The sequence below is a fragment of the Methylosinus sp. Sm6 genome, assembly GCF_019802345.1.
Lineage (GTDB): Bacteria > Pseudomonadota > Alphaproteobacteria > Rhizobiales > Beijerinckiaceae > Methylosinus.
This window is the reverse complement of sequence record NZ_JAINDZ010000001.1, coordinates 281,346-303,370: the sequence shown is the minus strand read 5'-3', so window position 1 is coordinate 303,370 and position 22,025 is coordinate 281,346. Positions and strand designations below refer to the sequence as shown.

Genomic DNA, 22,025 nt, shown 5'->3' with positions numbered 1-22,025 from the left:
GCCATGGGAACGCCCGGTGGAGACGGGCGCTCGGGTTAGTGTGCTCCTCTGCGGCTGTCAAATGAGAAATACGCCGGCGCCGTGTCAAGCCGATCGCTTCCGCCGGCGGCCAAAAAGCCCTTGTCCGCACGAGGAATCCCCCCATTGCCCACAAGCAGGAGGGCTCCGCCGCTCATCGACCCACTTCGCCCATTGCCAAGCGCGGCGCGACTTGGCATATCGGAGGGGTCGCGGGTGTAGCTCAATGGTAGAGCAGCAGCCTTCCAAGCTGAATACGAGGGTTCGATTCCCTTCACCCGCTCCAGTCTGCTCGCACGCGGCGTGACGACTGCTGCGCTCCCGGAAATAGCGCGTGAGCTCTGAGCTCACATCGCTCCCGTATCGCCGCGGGCCTGTCGCTCGTTATGTAATTATTCTATATCTTCAGCTCCGCGCCGGGAGCCGGCGCTCGGAGACCCATGACCATGCGACGCCGAGACAAATTGATTACGGCCTTCTGCCTCACTGCATTCCTGGCGATGGGGCGCGCCGGAGCCGAGGACGCCGACATGCGCGCGCCGCTCGCGCTCACCGCGTCCGAGAAGGCGTTCGTGCTCGACCAGATGCGCCTGTTCGTGAAGAGCCTGGAGCAGATCGTCTCCGGGCTCGCGACGGACGATCGCGCCGCCGTCGCGGAAGCCGCGGCGGCGCGCGGCGGGCGGCGATTCCAGGCGGAAGGCAAAATGCCCGAGACGTTGGCGGGCAGGTTTCCCGACCGCTGGACAGGATTCGGACGCCCCATGCGCGCCGGCTTCGACGAATTGGCGCGACGTGTGACCGAAGGGGAGAGCAAGAACCAGTCGCTCGCGCGCCTCGGCGAGATCATGCGCAATTGCGTCGGCTGTCACGCCGCCTACCGCATCGTCGATGCGCCGAACTGAGAACCGCCTTCTCTCGCCGCGATGCGGTCTTTGAGCCAGAGGCGCTCTCCCGGCCGAACCACGAATTTACCGGTTATTAGGCAATCTCATCGGCGGGAATCCCCGCCGAAACAGGAGTGCGAGCCCGCATCCCGAGACTCGTCTAAATAAACCAAAGTTTCGACACAAACTATACATGAATATTTGGCGCATGTTGCTCACGCCGCGAGGCTGGGCGGCGGGCATAAAGAACTCGTTAAGGTGAATGATTCTAATTCGACTGAACTGAGGCTCGGCTTTCGGCGCCGACCGTGGAGAGCGAGCCGCCGGCGTAAAGGCGCGCCAATCGTGGAGTTCGGTACGATGAGAAAATCGCTGCTTTCCGCCTTGATCGCGTCCATGCTGGCCGCAGGCGCGGCGGACGCCGCCGACCTGCCGCGCCGCAGCGCGCCGATGGAGGATTATTATTCGCCGGCGCCCGCCTTCTCCTGGCAGGGCTTCTATCTCGGCGTCAACGCCGGCTATGGCTTCAGCGCCTTCCAGAAGGGCAGCGACGGCGCGCTCGGCGAGCCCGATGGCTGGCTGGCCGGCGTGACCGGCGGTTTCAACTACACCTTCGGCCCGAACTTCCTCGTCGGCCTGGAGGCCGATTTCGACTTCAGCGGCGGCAAGAGCAGCCGCTCGCCCGTCGCCGGCGTCTTCGGCAGCAGCGGCGTCGACAATATCATGACGGTGCGCCCGCGCGCCGGCGTGACCTTCGATCGCGCGCTGGTGTTCCTGACCGGCGGCTTCGCCGGGGTGGTGGCGAATGCGACGCTCGGCAATGCCTTCACCGGCTTCTACGCTCAGCAGTCGAAGTTCCTGCCGGGCTGGGCGCTGGGCGCCGGCATAGAATACGGCCTCGCCCCTAACCTCTCCGCCAAGGCGGAATATTTGTTCACCTCTGTGGAGAGCGAGCGCTACTTCGAATTCACGCCGAACGCGCTGCATTCGACCCTCGACACCTCGCTGATCCGGGGCGGATTCAACTATCATTTCTGATGCATTGCGCGCCGCGCCGAGGCGCGGCGCGCGACGTCCTAGAGCGTTATCCGATCCGAACGGATCGGATAACGCTCTAGGATTCTTTAGTTTGAGCGAATTCTGATCGATCGAACGATTTCGTTCGATCGGAAAGCGCTCTATTGCAGCGGCGTGGCGCCGAAGGACCCGTCGGCGGCATTGCCGGCCATCGCATTCGTCGCGAAAGACTGCGCGACGCCGGCATTCGCCTGGCTGACGGCCGTGGCGTTCGCCGACATGTCCGACTTCGTGAAGCGAACGACCGCGCCCGAGCCCGACGCGGAAAGGCCCGTCGCATTGTCGATAGCCTCGCTGCTCTCGACGAGAACCACGGCGGCGGCGCCGTTCGAGACCACGGCCAGGCCATTGGTCGCATTGCTGGCGAAGACGCTGTCGCGCACGAGGCCATTCACCTTGCCGGTCGTCGCCGAAGCGTCGAACAGGGCGCCGTCGGCTCCGCCCCCGCTCACATGCACGCCGGAAAGCATTACATTCGCGCTGGCGCCGGACGCTGGCTTGACCCGAACGCCCACCCCCGGATTTTCGGCGAGCCTCGTATCGAACGCCTGCAGGCTGATCGTCGCGCCGGGAACGCTCGGAATGACGTTGATTCCCGCGACATGAAAGCCGCGGATCGTCGAGTTCCTGATCGCCACCGACCGCGCCTGCAGCACGCGGACGCCGCTGAAGCTCGTCGTCACGCCGCGAATATGCAGACCGCTGAGCAGCACGTCGTCGCCCGCGCCGGCGCTGATCGTGATCGCGTCATTGTTGACGACGAGCACTTCCGCCCGCACATCGTCGCAGACGATCGAGAGAGCCTTTTGAATCGAGAAGAACGCGCCGAAGGGGCCGGAGTCGACGCAGTTGATCTCGCCTCCCGCGGCGGTCTTGGAGATCGCAGCGGAGAAAGTCTTGCAAGGCGCCGTGCGGCTGCAAGGCTTCGTGTCGTCGCCCGAGGCCGAGACGAAGGTCCGCGCCGCTTGCGCCTGCGCGCCTTGCGAAGCGAGCGCGAGGAGCGCCGCAGCCGCCAGCGCGGCCAACCATGAAATTCGCATCGTCATGTCGAGAATCCTCTTTGCGATCACGGCAGCCCGCTACGCGAGCAAAGCTCTGACAGGCCGCGCCGCAGTCACTTCAGCGCCGTCGTGCCGAACGCGCCATTGTCGGCGTTGCCGACGATGGCGTTGGTCGAGAAGCTCTGCGCGACGCCCGAGTTGCTCTGCAACACGCCAGTGGCGTTGCCCGATATGGTCATATTGCTGAAGCGGATAACCGCGCCGTTGCCGCTCGCGGCAAGGCCGTTGCTATTGTCGAACGAAGAGCTGCGGTCGATCAGCACATGCGCGCTGACGCCACCGGCCACGACGTTGACGCCGGCCGAGACATTGCTGGCGAACACGCTGTCGACAATGACGGCCTTCAGAAGTCCCGTCGTCGCGGAGCCGTCTACGACGAGCCCGCTGCCGCCGCTCTCGGTGACATGCACGCGGTCGAGCAGCAGACGCGCTTTCGCGCTCGTCGTCGGACGAACGATGATTCCGGAGCCGGGATTGTCGTGCAGCGTGGCGCCGACCAACTCGACCTTGATGAACGCCGCCGCCGCGCTCGGGACCACATTGACGCCCGCGACCGTGAAGCCGCGGATCTTCGAATTGGCGATCCGCACCGATTTCGCCTGAAGAATGTTGACGCCGCTCACGGCCCCGTTGATTCCCTGGAGGTCGAGGCCGCTCAGGAACACGGAGTCGGACGCCGCGGCGTTGACGACGATGCCGCTGCTGTTCGAGGCGAGCACTCCTGCTTCCGCGCCGTCGCAGACGATGGCGATGGATTTGGTGATCGTGACCGTTCCATAGGCCCCGCTGTCGACGCAATTGATCTCGCCCCCGGCCGCAGTTTTCGAAATCGCGCCCGCGAAGGTCTTGCACGGCGCGGTGCGGCTGCAGGGATTGACGTCGTCGCCGAGGCCGGCGACCCAGGTGCGCGACTGCGCCCGCGCATGGTCGGGGACGGCGAGGAACAGCGCCGCCACCGCGACGGCGACCAGCAAGAATATGCGAGTGGTCATGACGAAAAAACCCTTCTTTGTTCGAGCCTCGAAGGCAGGCTCGTTAAACTCCCCGACGCAAATTTTCGATGTGCTCGGCCGCACGAAGCCGGCGCCGCGACGCACGGCTGCCGCCGACCTCGGGCCGGCGAGCTTCTTCCCATGTTTTGAACGTATTACGCCAAGTCGAACGCCGTGGTCGGCCAGAGCTTCTCATGAATTCGACGCAAGCGAAAGGATTTCGTCTTTCGTTCCTGATGGGCGCAAAGCTTTTCGAGCGGCGCGCGAGCGCTCGGACCGCGCGGCATCGGTCCCGGCGACCGGTTGCGGGGGGGCGCGCCTTGGGCTAGTTCATCGCCTGTCCCAAGGCCAGACGCCGAAAAGAGAGCCGCCATGCCGCCGTTTCGCTCCCGCACCACCACCCATGGACGCAATATGGCGGGCGCGCGCGGCCTGTGGCGGGCGACCGGCATGACGGACGCCGATTTCGGCAAGCCGATCATCGCCGTCGCCAATTCCTTCACCCAATTCGTGCCCGGCCATGTCCATCTCAAAGATCTCGGCCAGCTGGTCGCTCGCGAGATCGAGAAGGCCGGCGGCGTCGCCAAGGAGTTCGACACCATCGCGGTCGATGACGGGATCGCCATGGGCCATGACGGAATGCTCTATTCCCTGCCCTCGCGCGAGATCATCGCCGACAGCGTCGAATATATGTGCAACGCCCATTGCGCCGACGCGCTGGTCTGCATCTCCAATTGCGACAAGATCACGCCCGGCATGCTGATGGCCGCGCTGCGGCTGAACATTCCGACCGTGTTCGTCTCCGGCGGCCCGATGGAGGCCGGCAAGGTCGTGCTGCATGGCGAGAAGCATGCGCTCGATCTCGTCGACGCCATGGTCGCCGCCGGCGACGACAAGGTCAGCGACGCCGATGTCGCGACCATCGAGCGCTCGGCCTGTCCTACCTGCGGCTCCTGCTCCGGCATGTTCACCGCCAATTCGATGAACTGCCTCGCCGAGGCGCTCGGCCTCGCCCTCCCGGGCAATGGCACGGTGCTGGCGACGCACGCCGATCGCGAGCGCCTGTTCGTCGAGGCCGGACATCTCATCGTCGATATCGCCCGCCGCTGGTACGAGCAGGACGACGCCAGCGTGCTGCCGCGCTCCATCGCGACCTTTGAAGCCTTCGAGAACGCCATGACGCTCGACATCGCCATGGGCGGCTCGACCAATACCGTGCTGCATATTCTCGCCGCCGCTTATGAGGCCGATGTCCCGTTCACGATGGCCGACATCGATCACCTGTCGCGGCGCGTGCCGGTGCTGTGCAAGGTGGCGCCCTCGGTCGCCGATGTGCATCTCGAGGATGTGCATCGCGCCGGCGGCATCTACGCCATTCTCGGCGAGCTTTTCCGCGCCGGGCTGCTGCACCACGAGTTGCCGACCGTGCATAGCCGCACGCTCGGCGAAGCGCTGGCGCGCTGGGACGTGCGCGTGTCGGGCAGCGAGAGCGTCGCGACCTTCTATCGCGCCGCGCCCGGCAACGTGCCGACGCAGACCGCTTTCAGCCAGAGCCGCCGCTTCGACGCGCTCGACCTCGATCGCGAGAAGGGCGCGGTGCGCGAAGCGGCGCACGCCTTCTCCAAGGACGGCGGCCTCGCCGTGCTGACCGGCAATCTCGCGCAGGACGGCTGCATCGTGAAGACGGCGGGCGTCGACGAGTCCATATTGAAATTCGCCGGTCCGGCGCGCGTGTTCGAGAGCCAGGACGCGGCGGTCGAGGCCATTCTCGGCAACAGAATTGTCGCCGGCGATGTGGTGGTGATCCGCTATGAGGGCCCGCGCGGCGGTCCCGGCATGCAGGAAATGCTCTATCCGACGAGCTATCTGAAGTCGAAGGGGCTCGGCAAGGCCTGCGCGCTCATCACCGACGGACGCTTCTCGGGCGGCACATCGGGCCTTTCGATCGGCCATGTCTCGCCGGAGGCGGCCGAGGGCGGACTGATCGCCCTGGTGAAGGAGGGCGACCTCGTCGAGATCGACATTCCGGCCCGCTCCATCCGCCTCGCCGTCTCCGACGAAGAGATCGCGCAGCGCCGCGCGGCGGAGCAAGCGCGCGGCAAAGACTCCTTCAAGCCGGCGGCGCGCGCCCGCAAGGTCTCGAAAGCGCTGCGCGCCTATGCGGCGATGACGACGAGCGCCGCGCGCGGCGCCGTGCGCGAAGTCCCCGAGGCGTGAGCGCGGAAGGCGCCTGCCCGCCGCCTCACTGTGTGAGACGCGACGCGCTGGTGACGACCTTCTGGAAGAGATAGAGCATCGCGTCGGAGATATCGCCGGTCGTGTCGACCTCGAAATAGAGATCGGTCGAGGCGCATGTCTTCAGCGCGGGCGACACCTGCGAGGTGAAGGGCGCCACCGCGCTGTCATAGAAGCCATAGCCCGGCGTCGGATAATAGACGGTGTTGAGCACGGCGATGCGAAATCCGCGGTCTTTGAGCGTCTTGCAATCGGCTGTGTCGATCGGCCCCATGCAGCGGTAGAAGCTGCTGTTGAAGCTGTTCGAATAGGCTTTCGTATAATAGTTGCAGCCGGTGGTGGTCAGAAAGCTGCCGTCGACGACGCCGTCCGTCACCAGCATCACGACCCCCTGCGGCTTGTCGCCGCTCGCCGTGGTTCCGGAGCCGGGATTGGTCGTGACAGCGCTGTTGAGCCTTTTCAGCGCCATGCCGATATCGGTCATCGCATCGCGCGTGTTCAGCTCGCTGGAGCCGATCGTCGCGGTCGTCCAGCTCGTCGCGCTGGTCGGATAGGTGTAGCTCGCGCCCGGGGGCAAATAGTTTTCCCGCGACATCAGCGGCGGAGTCATCGTGCCGACGCCGTTCGTGATGGCGCTCAAATTCGCGCTCGTCGCGGACGTCAGAGCGTGGAGCTGGGTGAAGCCGAAGTTGAACGCATAGGACGCGATACGATAGGTCGCGCCATTCGCCGCCATCATCGTCTGCGCGCTGGACGCGACGCGTTTCGCGGCCTCCCGAACGTTGTCGATGCGCAAGCGGATGCCCTGGTTCTGCGCATAGGTGTAGCTGTCGTAGCTGTTCCAGCCGACGAAGGAGGCGCTGATCTGAGCCTCCTTCAGATCATTCTCGTGACAGGCGAAGACGCAGCCGGTCGCCGCCGCCATGCTGGCGAGCCCGGCCGTCGTCGCCGGCAACTCCATAGAAGGGGAATTGTCGAGCAGGAGATAGAAGTCGATATTGCGCGCCGTCGACGCGGTCGATGCGGCCGTCACTGTGAAGCTCGACGTCGGCACGTGGTAGAACGAGCCGAAGGCGTTGTCGACCTGCGCCCTGTAGGACACGGTGACGGTGCGCGTCTTCGTGGAGGACGCTGTCGCATCCTCCACCGTCACCGTCAGATTCGCCGAATTATAGGCGAGGCGCTTGATCTGCGCGACTTGCGCCCCGAACATGCCGATGGCGGCCGATTTCGCGGTGGACGTGCTCTGCGACATCATCGCCGGCGTCGTCGCCGCCAGGGCGGCGGAATCGCAGATCGCATAGAGCTGAGTCTGAACTCGGCTGACGATGGCGAAATCGACGGCGCCGCCGGCGGCGATGAGCAGCGGAAACGCCGCGAGCGCGAAAACGACCGCGACATTGCCCTTGGCGTCGCATGCGAGGCGCACGGCGGCGGCCGCAATTCGAAAGCGGGTCATGTCGATCTCCTCGTCAGTTCGTCAGCGGGATCGACGAGGTGACGCGCGGGTTGACGTAGAAGGCGAATGTGATCGGATAGGACGGCAGCAGCCGGATGGCGAAGCCCGGCGTGTAGGAGTAGCGCACGCTGCCGTAGATCAGCGTCGTGCTCGCACGCGCCACTCCGGTGGGGGGAGTGAAGGTCGATCCGGTGGTCAGCGCCGTCCCGTTCCGCGACCTGCTCCAGGTGACGGTCGTCTGACCGGAGGCGTTGGTCGCGAGCGCGGCCACCACGATCGTCATATTCGCTGTCGAATAGGGCGCTGCGAGCTGCGCCGAGGCGTTCAGGATCGTATTCAGCTCGGACTCGGTGAGGCTCGGGCGGCGCGCGATCAGATCGGTGAGCGTGCGCCCGGTGATCGCGACCTTGCGGCTGATGGCGAGCGCCTCGCCGAGCGTGAACTCGCAGACGAGCGTCAGCGCCGCGATCGGGAGGACGAGCGCGAATTCGACCGTCGAGACGCCGCGCTCGTCGCGTCGGAACATCCGCCCGCCGAACAAACGGCGTGCGAAAGAAAGGAAGAACAGACTTGGCAACGTCGACGTCCGCTTCGGCTCACGAGTAGGGCTCGACTTGGAACACCGCGGTCGCCATCAGCAGCCGCTTGCCATTTCCAAGATTCGCCAGGCTCACATTCAGCGGTCCGCCCACCACCGGAAACTGGTACATGACGCGCAGCACCATGACCGCGCCGGCGCTTCCCATGTCGAAGCTCCAGCTGTTGGTCACATTGCCGGATGCGTCATAGGTCAATGTCGGCGCCGACGTGTCGGCCGCCGAGAAAGCGCTCGCCGACCGCAGATCGACCATCACCTGCGAGCAGCTGAACAGCACCGTCAGATTTGCGCACAGTGCGCTGGCGAACTGGGCCTGAGTGAGCCCGCTCTTCTGCGCGCTCCCCGTCAGCACCGTGCGCGCCGATTTCTCGACCGCGGTCTCGAGCTGCTGCTGCGCCAGAAACACGACGCCGATCTGCAGAATGCCGATCAGCAGCGCAAAGAGCGGCGTCGCGACGAGGGCGAACTCGATGGCCGCCGCCCCGCGCCGACATCCGAAGAACCGTACGCCCGCCGAACGACGCGGCGCGCAGCCGGTCGCCGCCTGCGCAGGGAAGCGCTCTGCAACCAGGACTTCCTTTGGCGCTGGCGTCATTCCCATGTTCCCCCGCATCTCTTCGTACGGGAAAACTGAGAAAGAAAAGTTACCGCTTGCTCCCGAAGCGCCTGCCTCTTCTCCGGCGAGACGGATCGCTCGTTCCCCGAGTCGCCTCCTATTCGCCGCTCACCTGCTCGATCTCGAAGCCGGCGCCTGCGCCCTGCGCCAGCCGCTCGGCGAGGAAGGCGGCGAGCGCGCGCGCGTCCTGAGGGAAAGTGAAAGGCGGATTGACGACGACCATCGAGGTGCGGCGCAGCTTCTGATCCTCCGCCGCGCCACCCACCGAAAGATCGAGCCGCAATATCCTCTTCACGCCGCTCTCGCGCAGCCGCTCGACGAAGGCGCGCGACTGGCCTTCGTCCTTGATCGGGCGCCACAGCGCATAGATTCCCGTCGGCCATTTGCGATGCGCGTCGAGAAAGCCCGCGAGCATGCGCTCGTGCTCGTCGCGCTGCTCGAAGGGCGGGTCGACGAGCACGAGCCCGCGCCGCTCCTTGGGCGGCGTGAAGGCGGAGAGGCCGAGATAGCCGTCGAGGCGGAGCGTCTTCACGCGCTTGTCGCGCGCAAAGCGCGCTTGCAGCGCCGCGAAGGCGTCGGGCCGCAATTCGCAGAAAATGGCGTGATCCTGAGCGCGCAAAAGTCGCGATGCGATCAGCGGCGAGCCGGGATAGAGCGCTGGCCGCCCCTCGGCGTCGAGCGGGCCGACGATGTCGAGATAAGGCGCGAGCAATTCGCGCGTTGCGGCGTCGACGGTCGAGACATCGGCAAGGCGCCCGATTCCGGAGCGCCACTCGCCGGTGCGCGCGGCTGCGTCCGCAAAAAGATCATAGGCACCCTCCCCCGCATGGGTGTCGATGACGCGGAACGCGGTCTCCTTGCGCGTGAGATAGAGAATCAACCGCGCCAGCAGGGCATGCTTGAACACATCGGCGAAATTGCCGGCGTGAAATCCATGACGATAGTTCATCGGCTCGGGTGTCTCATCATCCGATCGACCGCGCTCTCGTGGCCTGCGTCACTCGAACCGGGAGGGGGCGGCCAAGGTTTCGCGAACCTCATATGAAGCGCCGAATCTGCTCCCTCTCCCGCGAAGCGGGGGAGGGCCGGGAAGAGGCGTCGAGCGCCCTTCCCTTTCGTCGACGCAAGTCTCTAGCCTAGGCCGCGAGCCGGCCTTACGAATATTGCGGCTCGGCGGCCTTTGTCCAGTTCCGCTCCTCGATCCGTTTCGGCTGTCGCGATCAGCCTCGGTTGACCGCCTCGCCTCGAACGCCATTTGCTGGCGATCTCGACGGCTGAGAACAGCAGCCGCCACATCAGCAGACGGCCGAGGGAGCCATGGCGACATATTTATCGCCCGACGCGTTTACGGCTTCGGCGACGAGCGCCGGCGACGTGCTCGACATCCAACTCGAGCGCAACAAGGCCGCTTTGCTTCTCGGCGTGCTCCAGCAGCGCCTCGAAGCGATTCAGAGAGCCGAAAAGTCGGAGCGGGACCCGCGCGCAGGCGCGGCGAGAGGGCGCGAGAAAAGCGCGATCATGCCCGCCATCATGGCGTTGGAGGCGGCGCTGAAGGCGCCTCGCCGCTCGACGTAGCGCTTCGTCGTCTCCCCAGAACGCCCTCCAGCATTTGCCGCATGAAGCCGACCGCCGCTTGCCGGTCCAGGGTCGGATCGCGAAGGCTGAGCGCTTTCAACCCGTCGACCATCATGATCATGACGGTTGCAGCGGCTTCGACGTCGACATCCGGATCGACGGCGCCGCGCTCTTGTCCTCCTCGCAGCACATTCGCCAGGATCGACCGCAGGCTTCGGCCATGCGCCTGCATCGCTTTCGCCATGGCGGGATTGCGCGCGCTCTCCGCCAGCATTTCGAAGACGAGCTCCGAACCCGACCCGGGGCCGCTCGGCGCGAGCGCGCCGATCTCCGCCACCAGCGGAGCCACGACATCGCTCTCCAACGCCGACAGCCGCTCGAAACGCTGCCGCGTCCGGTTCAGCCAGTCCTCCGCGAGCGTCGCGACAATCGCGTCCTTGCTCGCAAAATAATGATAGAGGTGGCCGGGGCTGATGCCCGCCTCTTTGCAAACATCGGCGATCGACGCGCCTTTGAGCCCGCTGCGCTCGAAGCAGCGGCGGGCGGCCGCCAGAATCTCCCGCCGCTTTTCCTCGTGCCGGACGGGATCGAGCTTCCTCATGCTGTTCCTTCAAAAATGTTAGAGCGATCGCTCTAGCGATCTTGACGCGCGGAGCCTCCCATCTTTAGATAGAGCGATCGTTCTAATAAATGGAGCTGCCGATGAAAATTCATCGATTGGGGAAAAACGGCCCCGAGCTGCCGGCGCTCGGATTGGGCTGCATGGGCATGTCGCCGATGCGCCCCCAGCCCGGCCGACGCGACGAGGACGCGGAGAGCGTCGCGACCATTCGGGCGGCGCTCGACGCCGGCGTCCGCATGGTCAACACCGGCGATTTCTACGGCATGGGCCACAATGAGCTGCTGCTGCGCGAGGCGCTGCGCGGCCGCCGCGATCAGGCCTTTCTCAGCGTCAAATTCGGCATGATGATCGCGCCGAACGGCCGGCCGCTCGGCCTCGACGTCGGCCCGCGCGCAGCCAAGAACTTCTGCTCCTATTCCCTGCAGCGGCTCGACACGGACGTCATCGATCTCTATCAGCCGGGCCGCATCCCGACCTCGACGCCGATCGAGGACACGGTGGGCGCGATCGCCGACCTCATCGCGGAGGGCAAGGTCCGTCATCTCGGACTGTCGGAAGTCACCGGCGAGCAGCTGCGCCGGGCGCATGCGGTTCATCCCGTTACGGCCGTGGAAGTCGAGCTTTCGCTCGCCGGCCGCGCCGCCGAGGGCGATCTCCTGCCTGTGGCGCGCGAGCTCGGCGTCGGCGTCGTGGCTTACAGCGTGGCGGCGCAGGGTCTGCTGACAGGCGCGATCCAAGGGCCGCTGCCCGCGCACGACGCCCGCAATTGGACGCCGCGCTTCCAGGGCGAGGCTCTGGCGAAGAACCTGCACATCGTCGCGCAATTCACGGCCTTCGCCGCCTCGAGGGGCTGGACCCCGACGCAGCTCGCCGCCGCCTGGGTGCTGGCGCAAGGCGAGGATATCGTCGCTCTGGTGGGCATGAGCAGCCGCGAGCGCATCCAGGAGAATCTGGCCGCGGCCGATATCGAGCTGTCGTCCGACGATCTCGCCGCGCTCGACCGGATGTTTTCTCCAGGGGCCATTGTCGGAGATCGTTACGCGCCGCAGGTCCTCGAGATGTGGCGCTCGTGAACGATGGACGAATATGCGGGCGCCGCGTTCGTGGCCGAGCACGCGGCGCCCGCGTCCGCCTCCCATAGCGAAGAAACGCGGCAGTCGACTGTAAGCCGTTCGCGATGTTCGAACTCGAATCCCGCGCGCAGGGTCGCAACGGCTGGGCGCGCGAACGAAAAATGGCGGAAGGGGTGGGATTCGAACCCACGGTGAACTTGCGCCCACGGCGGTTTTCAAGACCCGTGCGTATCTCGCCCATGCGCACTGCGTAACTGTTTAATATAAAATAGAATACAGCGATACGAAGTCACGCAGACCGCCGTGGTTGTGCCGGATTTTGTGCCGCCGCCTTCTTGGCCGCCGCCTGCTCCTCGGGGGTCAGAAAGTCGAGATAAATCTCGGTCGTCTTCACCGATGTATGGCCGAGGTGCTGCTGTAGATCGTAAATCGAGACGCCTCGGCGCAGCTCCTCCACAGCAAACAGGTGCCGCAGGTCGTGGAAGCGAAATCGTTGAAAATCCGTCTTGTTCTTCTTCGCTTGAGCGATCACGGCGCGTCGCACATGCGTGAAATCCGAGGCGGCCTGAGAAAATGGCTCGCCATCCTCGCGGCAAAAAATGAACTCGCTGCCGAGCATGACGGGCTGTGCCGAGAGATGTGCCGAGGCGGCTGCCGATAGCGAGATCGTCCGGCGCTTGTTCCCCTTGCCGATCACCTCGAGCTTTTTCGCCCTGGCCGTGAAGGCTCGCCATGTCGCGTTGACCAGCTCATCCTGTCGACACCCGGTCAGCCATGCGGCGCGGATCAGGGCGCCGAAGCGTCGCGAGGCCGCCGCGATGACCGTCTCGATATCGGCCGGCGTCGGCAGGACGATCGGGTCGCGGCGCTCCTTCAGGAGGCGCCGCTTGCTCAGGGTCGGATTCCCATCCCGCCATTCCATCGCTTCGGCGAAGGTCAGCACGCGGGAAATGGCCGTGAGATCGCGTCGGACAGTCGCCGGCGAGGCGCCATCGGCGCGGCGAGCAGCTACGAGGGTGACAATGGCCTTACCGTCGATCTTGTCGATCGTATATTTCGCGAGGTGACGCTCGACCATGGCGAGGGAGACGGCATAGCGGCGTGCGGTCGAGGGAGAAATCTGGTCCGCCTCATGCTCGCCCCAAGCTAGGACCGCTTCGAGCCATGTTTTCCGCTGCTCGCCGTGCCGGCGCGCCGCCTTGATGTCTTCGAGCCTCTTGTCCCGGAGCCGCCGCGCAAGCGCGACATCATGAGTCTGTAAGCTTTCTCGATATTCTTTTCCTGCAATGGTGGCTCGCAGCCACCAGACGCCCCCTCGTCGGTAAAGATTTGGCTCGTCCTGCATTCATCCTCCTTCGCCGCGACGAAGCGGCGGAGCTTGCCCGGGTCGAAGGTCCATAGGCTGCCGATTTTCGCGGCGCCCGGCAACCGCCCTTGCGCGGCCATCGCCTGGACGCCGCGGACGGTCAGACCAAGCATTTTTGCCGCATCGACGGCGCGCACCCGGGACTCGATCATCTCTCCACCTCGATCGCGTGGGTGATGTGCCAGCCGCCCGATGCGCGCGGGATATGGCTGATGATCCACGGCGCCGTGAACGCGTCCCAATTCCCTTTGGCGGTCCAGCCGCTGCCGTTCTGCATTTGATTGCAGTCGAATATTCCCGTCGCGCCGTCATTCGCCCTCCGGCTCGCGCCGACCCAATGCGTGTAGCGATAGCGGGCGCGGATCGGGACGCCCGGCTGGGTCCAAGGGCCTTCCCATTGGATGCGCAGGAGGCCCCATGCGGGGAAGGAATCGTCGGGATCGATCCGGCGGGCGCCTCGGCCGGCCTCGCGCAGCGCATGGGCCATCATGCTCGGATTAGTGTAGCGCCGGGCGTCGAAGCCCGGCAGTAGCGCGCGCGCCTCGTCGAGCGTGAGGCCGCAGATCGCCGCCAGCGCCATCGGGCCGCAATTGCAGCCCCAGGCCTCATAGGCGCGTTCGGCGTCATCGGTCGAGAACAGCGGCGGAATGGGCGCGGGGGAAGCGCCGAGGCGCGGCAAAGAGGTCATCGTCCCCTCCCCCACATCTGCTCGAAGGTGGCGGCGAAGCCGGCGCAGGCGCCTTCGCCGTTGATCAGCAGGAGGTCGTTCTCCTGGCGCTTCAGGCCGCTGGCGGTGAAATTGGCGGCGCCGGTGCGGAGGCGCTCGCCGTCGATGCAATAGCTCTTCAGATGCATGAAGGTGCGCGTCGGCTTGCGGCGCTGCTCGACATTGGGCGCGGCGGCGAGACGCTCCAGCGCCTCGGCGACCGCGCCGCGCGCGGGGCGACCGCCGCCGTCGCGATAGAGCCGCACGCGCACGCCGCGCGCGCCGGCGGCCGTGAGGGCGTCGATCACCGGGACATCGGTGAGCACGTAAGCAGCGATGTCGATCGTCCGCGTTGCGGCGCCGAGCAGCTCGACATCCAGCCGCTCGAGGTTTTCGCGCGGGGCGTAGTGGGTCTCGACGCGCAGCGGCTCGGCGGTGGCTGGCGAGGCGAGTGCGAGGCCGGCGCCGATAACGATGGCCGGCAGTGGCAAATGGTTTAATATCATAGCAGTTTCTTCTCGATAGCCATCCATTCCGGCAGGGTCACGACGACGACGCCCTGTTTTTTCCTCTCGAATTCGACATGCGACTTCGGCAGCCAGACGGCCTTGTCGCGGTCGCCGGCGTCCGACACGAGGATCGCTTTCGGCGTCTCGTGATGCAGCTGCATGGTGAGATCGACGAGATCGCTCTTCATGCGGCCTCCGCGTGCGTGACCGCGGCGCGGGCGCGATGATAGGCGATGCGATGGGCGCGCATGTCGTGCAGGCGCTGGAGCTCGGCGTCGCGGCCTTCGGCGCGCAGCGCACGCTCCTTGCGGGCCTGCTCCCAGGCCCAGCGCTGGCAATCGCCCCAGGCGCGGCCGCCGACCTCGCGATATTCGAACAGGGCGAGCGCCATGATGGCGCGGCGGTCATAGGCGCCGCCGGCGCGGGTGAGTTCGCGGGGCGTCATGAGCGCGGCCACGGGAATTCGTTATGCTCGCGGCCGTCGAGCAAGCGGCCAGCGCGGCGCTTGCCGACGCGCTTCATCAAGGAATCTGCACCCCATACCGAGCAACTACGGGCCGCCCTATCGGCGAGTTCAATGCGCGCGCCATCTGGTCGCAACCAGAAGACGCCCGGCCCACGATCACTCCGGGAGCCATGGCCGCCCCTGCATCGCGGGCCGTCGACCTCGACATATTCGCCGTGCTGCTTGAAGAAGAATGGCGCGCCTGCCCCTGCGCATTGATCGCGCAAGCCCCTGAACCAATCGGGGTGAGACGGCCGCGCGCCGGGGCCGCTCTCGCCGCCGGCGATGATCCAGTCGAGGCGAGGGTCGTTGTGCAGCGCATTCCAGTAAAATTTGCATTCTGGCGTGTCGTCTGGAGTGGATAGGCGAATGCGCCGCAAATCGATCGCTCCAAGCATCGGCTCGATCGACAAGCCGACGACGCGAATGCCGAGCTTGGATTTGAGGCCGAGCAGGCGCGGCGTCTCGCGATCGGCACTCGCCTGATCATGGACGCTCGTCAACAACCAAGCGTGTTGCGGCCAATCCGAGAACCCCGATTCCTCGAGGCGCTTTTCGATCATCGCGAGCCGCTTGGTCACGACGATGATGTTCACGCGGTTGCAGACGACGATCGTCCGCCATGCCTCGACGAACCATTCGAGCGGAACCTCATTGTCGAACAGATCGCCCATGGACATGCAGAACACGCGGCGCCTCGCGCCGCTCAGAGGCGGAAGCGGCCCGCACGCGTGATCCGCCGCCCATTCCGCATAATCATTATCGAGGCGGTGGAGCAAGGCGCGAGCGCCCTTGATCCTACGCCGCGCCACTCCTGCCCCCCAATGCTCGCCATTGAAGCGGCGCGCCCATGTCTCCGCATAGCAGTGATCGCATGCGGCGCTGACCTTCGTGCAGCCCCACCAAAAATTGACGGTCGCATCCGTCCATTCGATCTTGCTCGTCTCAGCCATCGGCTGCGGCCTCCTTTTCCGGCTGGCCCGGCTTCGGCTGGCGCTTGGTGAAAAGCTTCATGCGATCGGCGGCGTAGGCTGCTTCCGCGTCGCTCACATGGCCGCAGGGCTCGCCGTCGAGGCCGACGCGCGCGGCGCCGGCGAGCACATGGCGGCAATAGGTCGGGCCCCAGGTGTAGTCGGCGAGCGCGCAGGCGAGGCCCTTGCGGGTGAGCTCCGGCATGGCCAGCAGAATGTCCGCGTCCATGCCGATCTTCAGCGGCTTTTTTTCCGCGCCCGCCGGCGCGAATGCCTGCGGGAAGCGCTCTTCGAGAATGGCGCGCACGCGCGTCGCGATCGCCTTATTGCGGAATATCTTGCGCGACTCGGGAATAGCCATGGCCAACTCCTCTCTCAAAAGGGAATCTCGTCGTCGAGCTCCTGAGCCGTCGTGCGGCCGCCACCGGCTCCGACGCCCATGCCCATGCGCGGATCGTCGGCGGTCTCGCGCTTCGCGCGCGTCTGGCCATAGGCGTGCTCGTCGCGCTCGGCGCCCTTGGGCGAGCCTTCGAGGCCCAGCGAGCCGTCGAAGCGGCCGATGACGATCTCGGTCGAATAGCGGTCCGACCCGTCGTTCGCCTGCCATTTGCGCGTCTTGATCTGGCCCTGCACCGAGACCTTCGCGCCCTTCTTCACATATTTCTCGACGATCGCGACCAGCGGCTGATTGAACACGACGACGCGGTGCCATTCGGTCGCTTCGCGGCGCTCTCCGGTCGCCTTGTCCTTCCACTGCTCGGAGGTCGCGAGCGAGAAGCTGGCGATCTTGTCGCCGCTCTGCGTCGTGCGGATTTCCGGATCGCCGCCGACATTGCCGAGGAGGATGGCGCGATTGATGCTCATGCGGCCGACCTCATCGCTGCGAAGATGTGCTCGGCGTGGCGTGCCTGGGAGATCGCGTCGTCGAGCGCGTTATGAAGCGTTCCGACGCGCTCGATCGCGATGTCGGTCCGCAAGTTCTTCAGCGTGCGATAGCAGCGGTCGAAGTGGGGCGGCCATGGAGCTTCGCAATAATGTCGTTCGTAGGCGCGGCGCAGAATGACATTGTCGAAGCCGGCGCCATTGCCCCAGATTTTCACATCTCCGAACTTGTCGATGAATGAGCTGAAGAGTTGCAGCGCATAGGCCATGTCGATCGCGTCTGGATCGGACAAGACCGCGCGTGCCGCATCGGATTGCTGCGCCCACCATTGAACGGTGCGCGAATCGATCTCGCCGCCGAGGCGCTGCGCGCTGCTCGGCGACACCGGGATATAGATTTTCGGCGCATGGTCATAGGCTGCGAGCGACGCATGACCGTCCGAAGAGAATCCGATCGCCCCGATGGCGACGATTGCCGCATCCGGGCTCGTCGACAGCGTTTCCAGATCGAGCATGATATCCATGGCTCAAACCCTCATCGGCATGAGCACGATCAGCAAATCCGGCTGCGTCGCGCTCTGGAACAGGGTCGGCGCGCCGGGATCGGCGAGGCGGATGACCGCCGAATCGCCCTCGAGCACCTGCAGCGCCTCGGCGAGATAGCGCGAGTTGAAGCCGATCTCGATCGGTGGGCTGGCATAGTCGGCCTCCATCTCGTCGCGCGCCTCGCCCATGTCTGGATTGTTCACGGAGAGCGTAAGCGCGCTCGCGTCGAAGGAGAGCTTCACCGCGCGGCCGCGCTCGCTGTGAATGGTGGAGACGCGATCGGCGGCCGCCGCCATAGACGCGCGATCGAGCGTGGCGCGCTTGTCATTGCCTTGCGGGATGACGCGGTCATAATCGGGGAAGGTCCCGTCGATCAGCTTGGTGGAGAGCGTCACATCGCCGATCGAGAAGCGCAGCTTGTTCGCCGAGACGGCGATGCGCGCCTCCGCCTCTTGGCCTTTGAGCAAGCGCTCGATCTCGCCGCAGGCCTTGCGCGGCACGATGACGCCGGGCATGGCGGCGGCGCCCGCCGGCGCCTCGGTCTCGATGCGCGAGAGGCGATGGCCGTCGGTCGCCACCATGCGCAGCAGCGCGCGGCCGTCCAGCTCGAGATAATGGCAGAACACGCCGTTCAGATAATAGCGCGTCTCCTCGGTGCTGATGGCGAAGGCGGTCTTGCCGAGCATGCGCGCCAGCGTGGCCGCGGGAATGATGAAGTCGGCCTTGAAGCTCTGCTCCGTGTTCTCCGGGAATGTGTCTGCCGGCAGGGTGGAGAGCTTGAAGCGCGAGCGGCCGCTGCGCATCTGCAGCTGGCCGGCTTCCTGCCCGTCCAATGTGATCTGCGCTTTCTCCGGAAGCTTGCGCGTCAGATCATGCAGCACCGCGGCAGAGACGGCGAGCGCGCCGGTCTCGGCGATCTCCGCATCGAGCAGGATGCGCGTCTCGATGTCGAGATCGGTGGCGCGAATGCAGAGGCGGCCGTGATCCGTCTCCAGCAGGGCGTGAGAGAGGATCGGAATCGTCGTGCGCTGCTCGGCGATGCGGCGCGTCGTCTCCAGCGCCTTCAGCAGCGGCGCGCGATCGATGGTGAGCTTCATTTTTGGCTCGCATAATGGCGTTGCACGGCGTCCGGCAGGCCGTCGAGAAATTCGGGAATGGCGCGGCGCAGGAGGAGCGAGCGGACGGCGTCGAGCTCCTCGAACTCGACGCCGTCTCTAAAGGTCTCGTCGTCGTCATCATCATATCGGCACTCGAGGCCGAAGCATCCGGCGAGCGATCGGACCGCGCGGGCCAAATTTCGATAGGCGTCGCCATCGGCTTCGTCCGCGATGCGCGCACGCTCGAAACCGACCATCAGGGTTTCGATTTCGGAAACCTGCTTCGCCAGCAGCTGCAAATGTTCGCCGACCGTCGACATTTCCCTCTCCCCGCCGCGGCGGTCGGCGCCGCGGCGCCGACCGTCTTTGATTGCGATCACGCTTCCGGCGCGCCCTCATAGGCCGGCAGGCTGGTCGCCAGAGCGGCGGTGAGGAGATCGTTCTTGATCTGCTCGCGCAGCCAGAAATCGGGGCGGTAGAGCTGGTAGAACCATTTTATTGCCGTGGCGGCGCGATAGCGCAGCCGCACCGGAATGCGCACCGGCTCGCCGGACTCGAATGCCGGCAGAGAGATCATGAACAGGCCGGGCACGATCAGCTTCTCGCCCTGCGCATTGGTGTGTTCTTCGGTGAAGACGACCTCGGACTCGCCGCTCTGCAACGTCACGCTGTTCTTCACCTTGGCGCCGACATTGACCTGCAGCCCGCGCGAGAGATCGATGATCTCGTTCGGCGCGCCGAATTTGGTCTTGAACAGCGTCTCGAACTCGTTGCGCTCCTGATCCATCGGCGAGGCGAGCTCGGCGATATGATCCTCGAGAAAGGACGCGAACTCGCCCTGGTCGAATTTCTCGCCGTTGAAGTGCTGCCAGACCTGAAACTCCTTGGTCGTGGGGAAATTATACTCGACGCGATGATTGCCGAAGCGGGCGACGCCGGATGTCTCGTGATAATCGATCACCGCGAGCAGCTTCGCCTCTTTCAGATCGGTGTTGGCGAAAATGACGCTGTGCTCGTCCTTGTGCCGGTTCACCAGATCGATAAAGCTCTGCAGATTGTCGACCTGCGCCACCCCGCGGCGCCGCTCCGGCGCGGTGCGATAGGCGTCGAACAGCGCCCGCAGGCCTTCGAGCTTCGGCGCCGCCCCGCGATGCAGCGCCAGCGGGATTTCCTGCGGGAGGCCGATGACGTCCACCGGCGATTTGATGTTGATGATCTCGATGTTCTGCGCGGCGCCGCCGAGGGCGAGGAGCCGATCGAGCACGTCCTTGTTCTCGATCTTCAGCAACGTCTCGGGCTGCAGCGACAGCGCCTCGCCGAGGATGGGCTCATTCTCCGACATGCAAATCTCCAATGGTCGCGTTCAAAGGATGGAAAGATCAGCCGGCGTCGCGCGTGCGCGGCGCCACTTCGCGCGGGCCCGAGAACATGTCGATCTGGCTCGGATGCTGGAGCGAGATCTTGCCCTCGACCAGCCAGCAGGTGGTGCCGCGGAATCCGGCCTGTGGCGGCAGCTTCGATTTCACCGCCGGCACGATGGTGACGCGGTCGCCGTCGCGGGCGAAGGCGATGTCGAGCGTGACACTGGCTTTCGCCTTGTCGCCGGGCGCGTCCTCGATCGCCTCGAGCGCCTCGCGCAGCAGCTCATTGAGCTTGCCGTTCACGTCCTCGCGGCCGAATATGCCCATGATCTCCGGATAGCTGTCGATCAATCGCATCATATCCCCTCCTCTCACATCGTCCGCGCGGCCAGCGCCGGCAGGAAGCGGCTGAACTTGTCGTAGAGCTCGTCGGCGACATCGGCCGGCTTGCGCAGGCGATAGACGGAGCGGAGCGGCGAAACGGCTTCGACCTCGGGCGCCCAGGGGCGCGGCGACGGCCCCAGAAAATCACGGCGCTCCGTCGCCAGGGCGACGAGACCGGCGCGGCGAATGCGCTCTCTCTGCGCCATGTTCGGAGGCCGCAGGCCGGCGGCCGCGTAGAAAGCGGAGTCGTGCCGCTCCTTCAGCGCGCGCAGGGCGCGATAGATCGTGTTGCGCTCGTCGCCGTCGAAACGCGCGATCATCGCCAGCGCGTCGGCCGCCGGCGTCGTGATCTCGCCGATATGCGCCTCATGGGCGTCGTGCAGCAGCGCATAGGGGCGATCAGTCGGCTCAGATGCGTCGAAGACGATGAGCGTGTGCTGGCCGACGCTCACTGTCTTCTCGGCGCCGCCTGCGTAGCGGTTGAGCTGCGCCAGCGTGTCGGCGACAGCACGAAAGTCGATCTCGTTCGGATCGGGGGTCAACAGGTCCATGGCGCGACCGCCGCGGATCTGCGCCCAGGGCGCGATGTCCGCGATCATGCTCCCGCGCTCCTCTCGGGGCGTTCGACGCATGGGCGCGGCGAGAGCTCGCCGCCCATGCCCATCGCGAGATAGACGCTCCAGGCCTTGCTGCGCTGCTCGCCGGCGCGGGCGGCGGCGTCCTGCATGATCTCGGCGCGCCGCGCCTCGCGACGGCGCTGGTGGGCCAGAATGCGGCCGGCGACATAAAGACCGCAGGCGATATTGGCGAGGATCAGCGCCGAGGCGAGCAGCGTCATGACGAAATCGCCCTCGCGGCCGGTCGTCACGATCGCTGTCGCCGCCTCCGCCTCGTCGAGCATGGCGTCGGCGAGCAGGCCGAGAAAGCCCCAGCTCAACCAGCCGAGGAGAAAGAAGACCCCTTCGATGACCGCCTGCGGCGAGCCGAGGCCGAAGGTCTCGCGCAGCTCGCGCGCCTTGCCGGCGACGAAGGGCGCGAGACGGCCGATGTCCGGCGCCGGAAAGCGGAGTCGATGCAGAGCGAGCAGCAGGCCGCGCTCATCGGCGAGGCTTTGGGACGGCGGCAGGCTGGCCGCCATGGCGGTGACGCGAGCGGAATCGTCGGGGGTGAGCGGCGCCTCGCGGCCGGCCTCGTTTCGCGATAGGCTGTCCGCAGCCTCGGAGGCGGCGTCATGCCCGATCAGTTTGAAATCATCCCCTTCTTCGACGAAAAAGCTCATGCTCGCATTTGCGAGGTCGTCCACGACCCGGACGTGTTTCCGCAAACCTACGCTGAACTTGAGCGTCGACTCGACGAACGCAAGGCCGCGCTCACGCGAATAGGCGTAAAATTCCGGGTTCTCAATGTAGACGCGGACGATTTCATCACCCGTTGCGGCATTCTGCGCGTCGCCCTCACAATCGAAAACGCAGCACATTACCTCGCGAA

The 22,025-nt window shown here is 65.6% G+C and carries 28 protein-coding genes and 1 tRNA gene; 6 read left to right on the top strand and 23 right to left on the bottom strand.

What is annotated here, in order from left to right; translation table 11 throughout:
- The first annotated feature begins 230 nt into the window (after positions 1 to 230).
- From K3F48_RS01540 to K3F48_RS01530, 3 genes are all read left to right on the top strand, one after another.
- Positions 231 to 304, top strand: a tRNA-Gly gene (locus K3F48_RS01540).
- A 160-nt stretch (positions 305 to 464) separates the two neighbouring features.
- Positions 465 to 920 (top strand): hypothetical protein, encoded by a 456-nt coding sequence (locus K3F48_RS01535; protein ID WP_222573637.1) that lies wholly within the window; start codon positions 465 to 467, stop codon positions 918 to 920.
- 342 nt (positions 921 to 1,262) lie between these two features.
- The gene (locus K3F48_RS01530) at positions 1,263 to 1,940 is read left to right on the top strand and encodes an outer membrane protein (protein ID WP_222573636.1); all 678 of its coding nucleotides are present in this window, start codon (positions 1,263 to 1,265) and stop codon (positions 1,938 to 1,940) included.
- 140 nt (positions 1,941 to 2,080) lie between these two features.
- Here K3F48_RS01530 and K3F48_RS01525 read toward each other — a convergent pair whose 3' ends face one another.
- Together K3F48_RS01525 and K3F48_RS01520 are read right to left on the bottom strand one after the other, a co-directional pair.
- Positions 2,081 to 3,025 carry a right-handed parallel beta-helix repeat-containing protein gene (locus K3F48_RS01525; protein WP_222573635.1) on the bottom strand — a complete coding sequence of 315 codons (945 nt, stop codon included), beginning with the start codon at positions 3,023 to 3,025 and terminating at the stop codon, positions 2,081 to 2,083.
- Positions 3,026 to 3,093: 68 nt separating this feature from the next.
- Positions 3,094 to 4,032 carry a right-handed parallel beta-helix repeat-containing protein gene (locus tag K3F48_RS01520; RefSeq protein WP_222573634.1) on the bottom strand — a complete coding sequence of 313 codons (939 nt, stop codon included), beginning with the start codon at positions 4,030 to 4,032 and terminating at the stop codon, positions 3,094 to 3,096.
- Positions 4,033 to 4,404: 372 nt separating this feature from the next.
- On the opposite strand from K3F48_RS01520, the gene ilvD reads away from it, so the two are divergent.
- Positions 4,405 to 6,249 (top strand): dihydroxy-acid dehydratase, encoded by a 1,845-nt coding sequence (ilvD, locus tag K3F48_RS01515; protein ID WP_222573633.1) that lies wholly within the window; start codon positions 4,405 to 4,407, stop codon positions 6,247 to 6,249.
- A gap of 25 nt (positions 6,250 to 6,274) precedes the next feature.
- Here the strand turns inward: ilvD and K3F48_RS01510 are convergent, their stop codons facing one another.
- The 4 genes from K3F48_RS01510 to K3F48_RS01495 all read right to left on the bottom strand — a co-directional run bounded on the left by K3F48_RS01510 (position 6,275) and on the right by K3F48_RS01495 (position 9,889).
- A complete protein-coding gene (locus K3F48_RS01510) occupies positions 6,275 to 7,726 on the bottom strand; it encodes a TadE/TadG family type IV pilus assembly protein (RefSeq protein ID WP_222573632.1) in 1,452 nt (483 codons plus the stop codon).
- 13 nt (positions 7,727 to 7,739) lie between these two features.
- Entirely contained in the window at positions 7,740 to 8,252 is a 513-nt protein-coding gene (locus K3F48_RS01505; protein WP_222573631.1) for a TadE/TadG family type IV pilus assembly protein, read from the bottom strand.
- Positions 8,253 to 8,322: 70 nt separating this feature from the next.
- The gene (locus K3F48_RS01500) at positions 8,323 to 8,919 is read right to left on the bottom strand and encodes a TadE/TadG family type IV pilus assembly protein (protein WP_222573630.1); all 597 of its coding nucleotides are present in this window, start codon (positions 8,917 to 8,919) and stop codon (positions 8,323 to 8,325) included.
- Between the two features lie 118 nt (positions 8,920 to 9,037).
- Positions 9,038 to 9,889, bottom strand: coding sequence for a 23S rRNA (adenine(2030)-N(6))-methyltransferase RlmJ (locus K3F48_RS01495; RefSeq protein ID WP_222573629.1), 852 nt, complete (start codon positions 9,887 to 9,889; stop codon positions 9,038 to 9,040).
- 368 nt (positions 9,890 to 10,257) lie between these two features.
- On the opposite strand from K3F48_RS01495, the gene K3F48_RS01490 reads away from it, so the two are divergent.
- The gene (locus tag K3F48_RS01490) at positions 10,258 to 10,515 is read left to right on the top strand and encodes a hypothetical protein (protein ID WP_222573628.1); all 258 of its coding nucleotides are present in this window, start codon (positions 10,258 to 10,260) and stop codon (positions 10,513 to 10,515) included.
- Here K3F48_RS01490 and K3F48_RS01485 read toward each other — a convergent pair.
- Positions 10,469 to 11,116, bottom strand: a complete 648-nt coding sequence (locus K3F48_RS01485; protein WP_222573627.1) for a TetR/AcrR family transcriptional regulator — start codon at positions 11,114 to 11,116, stop codon at positions 10,469 to 10,471. The two genes, K3F48_RS01490 and K3F48_RS01485, sit on opposite strands and share 47 nt — an antisense overlap.
- 101 nt (positions 11,117 to 11,217) lie before the next feature.
- On the opposite strand from K3F48_RS01485, the gene K3F48_RS01480 reads away from it, so the two are divergent.
- Positions 11,218 to 12,210, top strand: coding sequence for an aldo/keto reductase (locus tag K3F48_RS01480; protein ID WP_222573626.1), 993 nt, complete (start codon positions 11,218 to 11,220; stop codon positions 12,208 to 12,210).
- Between the two features lie 289 nt (positions 12,211 to 12,499).
- Here the strand turns inward: K3F48_RS01480 and K3F48_RS24105 are convergent, their stop codons facing one another.
- Genes K3F48_RS24105 through K3F48_RS01405 form a run of 16 tightly spaced genes read right to left on the bottom strand, consistent with a single transcriptional unit; the run spans position 12,500 to position 21,840 of the window.
- Positions 12,500 to 13,330 (bottom strand): tyrosine-type recombinase/integrase, encoded by an 831-nt coding sequence (locus K3F48_RS24105; RefSeq protein ID WP_370631332.1) that lies wholly within the window; start codon positions 13,328 to 13,330, stop codon positions 12,500 to 12,502.
- Between the two features lie 26 nt (positions 13,331 to 13,356).
- Positions 13,357 to 13,728 (bottom strand): helix-turn-helix domain-containing protein, encoded by a 372-nt coding sequence (locus tag K3F48_RS24095; RefSeq protein ID WP_255608012.1) that lies wholly within the window; start codon positions 13,726 to 13,728, stop codon positions 13,357 to 13,359.
- A complete protein-coding gene (locus tag K3F48_RS01470; RefSeq protein WP_255607933.1) occupies positions 13,725 to 14,264 on the bottom strand; it encodes a hypothetical protein in 540 nt (179 codons plus the stop codon). Before K3F48_RS01470 ends, K3F48_RS24095 begins: the two co-directional genes overlap by 4 nt.
- Positions 14,261 to 14,788, bottom strand: a complete 528-nt coding sequence (locus tag K3F48_RS01465) for a phospholipase D-like domain-containing protein (RefSeq protein WP_222573624.1) — start codon at positions 14,786 to 14,788, stop codon at positions 14,261 to 14,263. Before K3F48_RS01465 ends, K3F48_RS01470 begins: the two co-directional genes overlap by 4 nt.
- Positions 14,785 to 14,979 carry a hypothetical protein gene (locus tag K3F48_RS01460; protein WP_222573623.1) on the bottom strand — a complete coding sequence of 65 codons (195 nt, stop codon included), beginning with the start codon at positions 14,977 to 14,979 and terminating at the stop codon, positions 14,785 to 14,787. Before K3F48_RS01460 ends, K3F48_RS01465 begins: the two co-directional genes overlap by 4 nt.
- Positions 14,976 to 15,236: a hypothetical protein gene (locus tag K3F48_RS01455; RefSeq protein WP_222573622.1), complete on the bottom strand. Its 261-nt coding sequence runs from the start codon at positions 15,234 to 15,236 to the stop codon at positions 14,976 to 14,978. The genes K3F48_RS01460 and K3F48_RS01455 overlap by 4 nt, the downstream gene beginning before the upstream one ends.
- Positions 15,233 to 16,249 (bottom strand): DUF5131 family protein, encoded by a 1,017-nt coding sequence (locus K3F48_RS01450; RefSeq protein WP_222573621.1) that lies wholly within the window; start codon positions 16,247 to 16,249, stop codon positions 15,233 to 15,235. The genes K3F48_RS01455 and K3F48_RS01450 overlap by 4 nt, the downstream gene beginning before the upstream one ends.
- A complete protein-coding gene (locus tag K3F48_RS01445) occupies positions 16,242 to 16,628 on the bottom strand; it encodes a ProQ/FINO family protein (protein WP_222573620.1) in 387 nt (128 codons plus the stop codon). Before K3F48_RS01445 ends, K3F48_RS01450 begins: the two co-directional genes overlap by 8 nt.
- A 14-nt stretch (positions 16,629 to 16,642) precedes the next feature.
- Complete coding sequence (gene ssb / locus K3F48_RS01440; protein WP_222573619.1) at positions 16,643 to 17,131, bottom strand: single-stranded DNA-binding protein; 489 nt, start codon at positions 17,129 to 17,131, stop codon at positions 16,643 to 16,645.
- On the bottom strand, positions 17,128 to 17,664 hold the full coding sequence (locus tag K3F48_RS01435) for a 3'-5' exonuclease (protein ID WP_222573618.1): 537 nt from the start codon (positions 17,662 to 17,664) through the stop codon (positions 17,128 to 17,130). Before K3F48_RS01435 ends, ssb begins: the two co-directional genes overlap by 4 nt.
- A gap of 12 nt (positions 17,665 to 17,676) precedes the next feature.
- The gene (gene dnaN, locus K3F48_RS01430; protein WP_222573617.1) at positions 17,677 to 18,792 is read right to left on the bottom strand and encodes a DNA polymerase III subunit beta; all 1,116 of its coding nucleotides are present in this window, start codon (positions 18,790 to 18,792) and stop codon (positions 17,677 to 17,679) included.
- Positions 18,789 to 19,112, bottom strand: a complete 324-nt coding sequence (locus K3F48_RS01425) for a hypothetical protein (protein WP_222573616.1) — start codon at positions 19,110 to 19,112, stop codon at positions 18,789 to 18,791. The genes dnaN and K3F48_RS01425 overlap by 4 nt, the downstream gene beginning before the upstream one ends.
- Before the next feature lie 56 nt (positions 19,113 to 19,168).
- Positions 19,169 to 20,134, bottom strand: coding sequence for a DUF2303 family protein (locus K3F48_RS01420; protein WP_222573615.1), 966 nt, complete (start codon positions 20,132 to 20,134; stop codon positions 19,169 to 19,171).
- A gap of 37 nt (positions 20,135 to 20,171) precedes the next feature.
- Complete coding sequence (locus K3F48_RS01415; RefSeq protein WP_222573614.1) at positions 20,172 to 20,513, bottom strand: hypothetical protein; 342 nt, start codon at positions 20,511 to 20,513, stop codon at positions 20,172 to 20,174.
- An 11-nt stretch (positions 20,514 to 20,524) separates the two neighbouring features.
- Positions 20,525 to 21,136 carry a hypothetical protein gene (locus K3F48_RS01410; RefSeq protein WP_222573613.1) on the bottom strand — a complete coding sequence of 204 codons (612 nt, stop codon included), beginning with the start codon at positions 21,134 to 21,136 and terminating at the stop codon, positions 20,525 to 20,527.
- Positions 21,133 to 21,840: a hypothetical protein gene (locus K3F48_RS01405; protein WP_222573612.1), complete on the bottom strand. Its 708-nt coding sequence runs from the start codon at positions 21,838 to 21,840 to the stop codon at positions 21,133 to 21,135. The genes K3F48_RS01410 and K3F48_RS01405 overlap by 4 nt, the downstream gene beginning before the upstream one ends.
- Between the last annotated feature and the right edge of the window lie 185 nt (positions 21,841 to 22,025).

Coding starts and splice junctions, on each gene's coding strand:
- K3F48_RS24095 (WP_255608012.1), bottom strand. CDS start 13,728: ATGATCGAGTCCCGGGTGCGCGCCGTCGATGCGGCAAAAATGCTTGGT.
- K3F48_RS01490 (WP_222573628.1), top strand. CDS start 10,258: ATGGCGACATATTTATCGCCCGACGCGTTTACGGCTTCGGCGACGAGC.
- K3F48_RS01445 (WP_222573620.1), bottom strand. CDS start 16,628: ATGGCTATTCCCGAGTCGCGCAAGATATTCCGCAATAAGGCGATCGCG.
- K3F48_RS01520 (WP_222573634.1), bottom strand. CDS start 4,032: ATGACCACTCGCATATTCTTGCTGGTCGCCGTCGCGGTGGCGGCGCTG.
- K3F48_RS01435 (WP_222573618.1), bottom strand. CDS start 17,664: ATGCTCGATCTGGAAACGCTGTCGACGAGCCCGGATGCGGCAATCGTC.
- K3F48_RS01535 (WP_222573637.1), top strand. CDS start 465: ATGCGACGCCGAGACAAATTGATTACGGCCTTCTGCCTCACTGCATTC.
- K3F48_RS01410 (WP_222573613.1), bottom strand. CDS start 21,136: ATGATCGCGGACATCGCGCCCTGGGCGCAGATCCGCGGCGGTCGCGCC.
- ssb (WP_222573619.1), bottom strand. CDS start 17,131: ATGAGCATCAATCGCGCCATCCTCCTCGGCAATGTCGGCGGCGATCCG.
- K3F48_RS01530 (WP_222573636.1), top strand. CDS start 1,263: ATGAGAAAATCGCTGCTTTCCGCCTTGATCGCGTCCATGCTGGCCGCA.
- K3F48_RS01470 (WP_255607933.1), bottom strand. CDS start 14,264: ATGACCTCTTTGCCGCGCCTCGGCGCTTCCCCCGCGCCCATTCCGCCG.
- ilvD (WP_222573633.1), top strand. CDS start 4,405: ATGCCGCCGTTTCGCTCCCGCACCACCACCCATGGACGCAATATGGCG.
- K3F48_RS01525 (WP_222573635.1), bottom strand. CDS start 3,025: ATGACGATGCGAATTTCATGGTTGGCCGCGCTGGCGGCTGCGGCGCTC.
- K3F48_RS01500 (WP_222573630.1), bottom strand. CDS start 8,919: ATGACGCCAGCGCCAAAGGAAGTCCTGGTTGCAGAGCGCTTCCCTGCG.
- K3F48_RS01465 (WP_222573624.1), bottom strand. CDS start 14,788: ATGATATTAAACCATTTGCCACTGCCGGCCATCGTTATCGGCGCCGGC.
- K3F48_RS01510 (WP_222573632.1), bottom strand. CDS start 7,726: ATGACCCGCTTTCGAATTGCGGCCGCCGCCGTGCGCCTCGCATGCGAC.
- dnaN (WP_222573617.1), bottom strand. CDS start 18,792: ATGAAGCTCACCATCGATCGCGCGCCGCTGCTGAAGGCGCTGGAGACG.
- K3F48_RS01480 (WP_222573626.1), top strand. CDS start 11,218: ATGAAAATTCATCGATTGGGGAAAAACGGCCCCGAGCTGCCGGCGCTC.
- K3F48_RS01505 (WP_222573631.1), bottom strand. CDS start 8,252: ATGTTCCGACGCGACGAGCGCGGCGTCTCGACGGTCGAATTCGCGCTC.
- K3F48_RS01460 (WP_222573623.1), bottom strand. CDS start 14,979: ATGAAGAGCGATCTCGTCGATCTCACCATGCAGCTGCATCACGAGACG.
- K3F48_RS01485 (WP_222573627.1), bottom strand. CDS start 11,116: ATGAGGAAGCTCGATCCCGTCCGGCACGAGGAAAAGCGGCGGGAGATT.
- K3F48_RS01450 (WP_222573621.1), bottom strand. CDS start 16,249: ATGGCTGAGACGAGCAAGATCGAATGGACGGATGCGACCGTCAATTTT.
- K3F48_RS01495 (WP_222573629.1), bottom strand. CDS start 9,889: ATGAACTATCGTCATGGATTTCACGCCGGCAATTTCGCCGATGTGTTC.
- K3F48_RS01455 (WP_222573622.1), bottom strand. CDS start 15,236: ATGACGCCCCGCGAACTCACCCGCGCCGGCGGCGCCTATGACCGCCGC.
- K3F48_RS01425 (WP_222573616.1), bottom strand. CDS start 19,112: ATGTCGACGGTCGGCGAACATTTGCAGCTGCTGGCGAAGCAGGTTTCC.
- K3F48_RS01415 (WP_222573614.1), bottom strand. CDS start 20,513: ATGATGCGATTGATCGACAGCTATCCGGAGATCATGGGCATATTCGGC.
- K3F48_RS01420 (WP_222573615.1), bottom strand. CDS start 20,134: ATGTCGGAGAATGAGCCCATCCTCGGCGAGGCGCTGTCGCTGCAGCCC.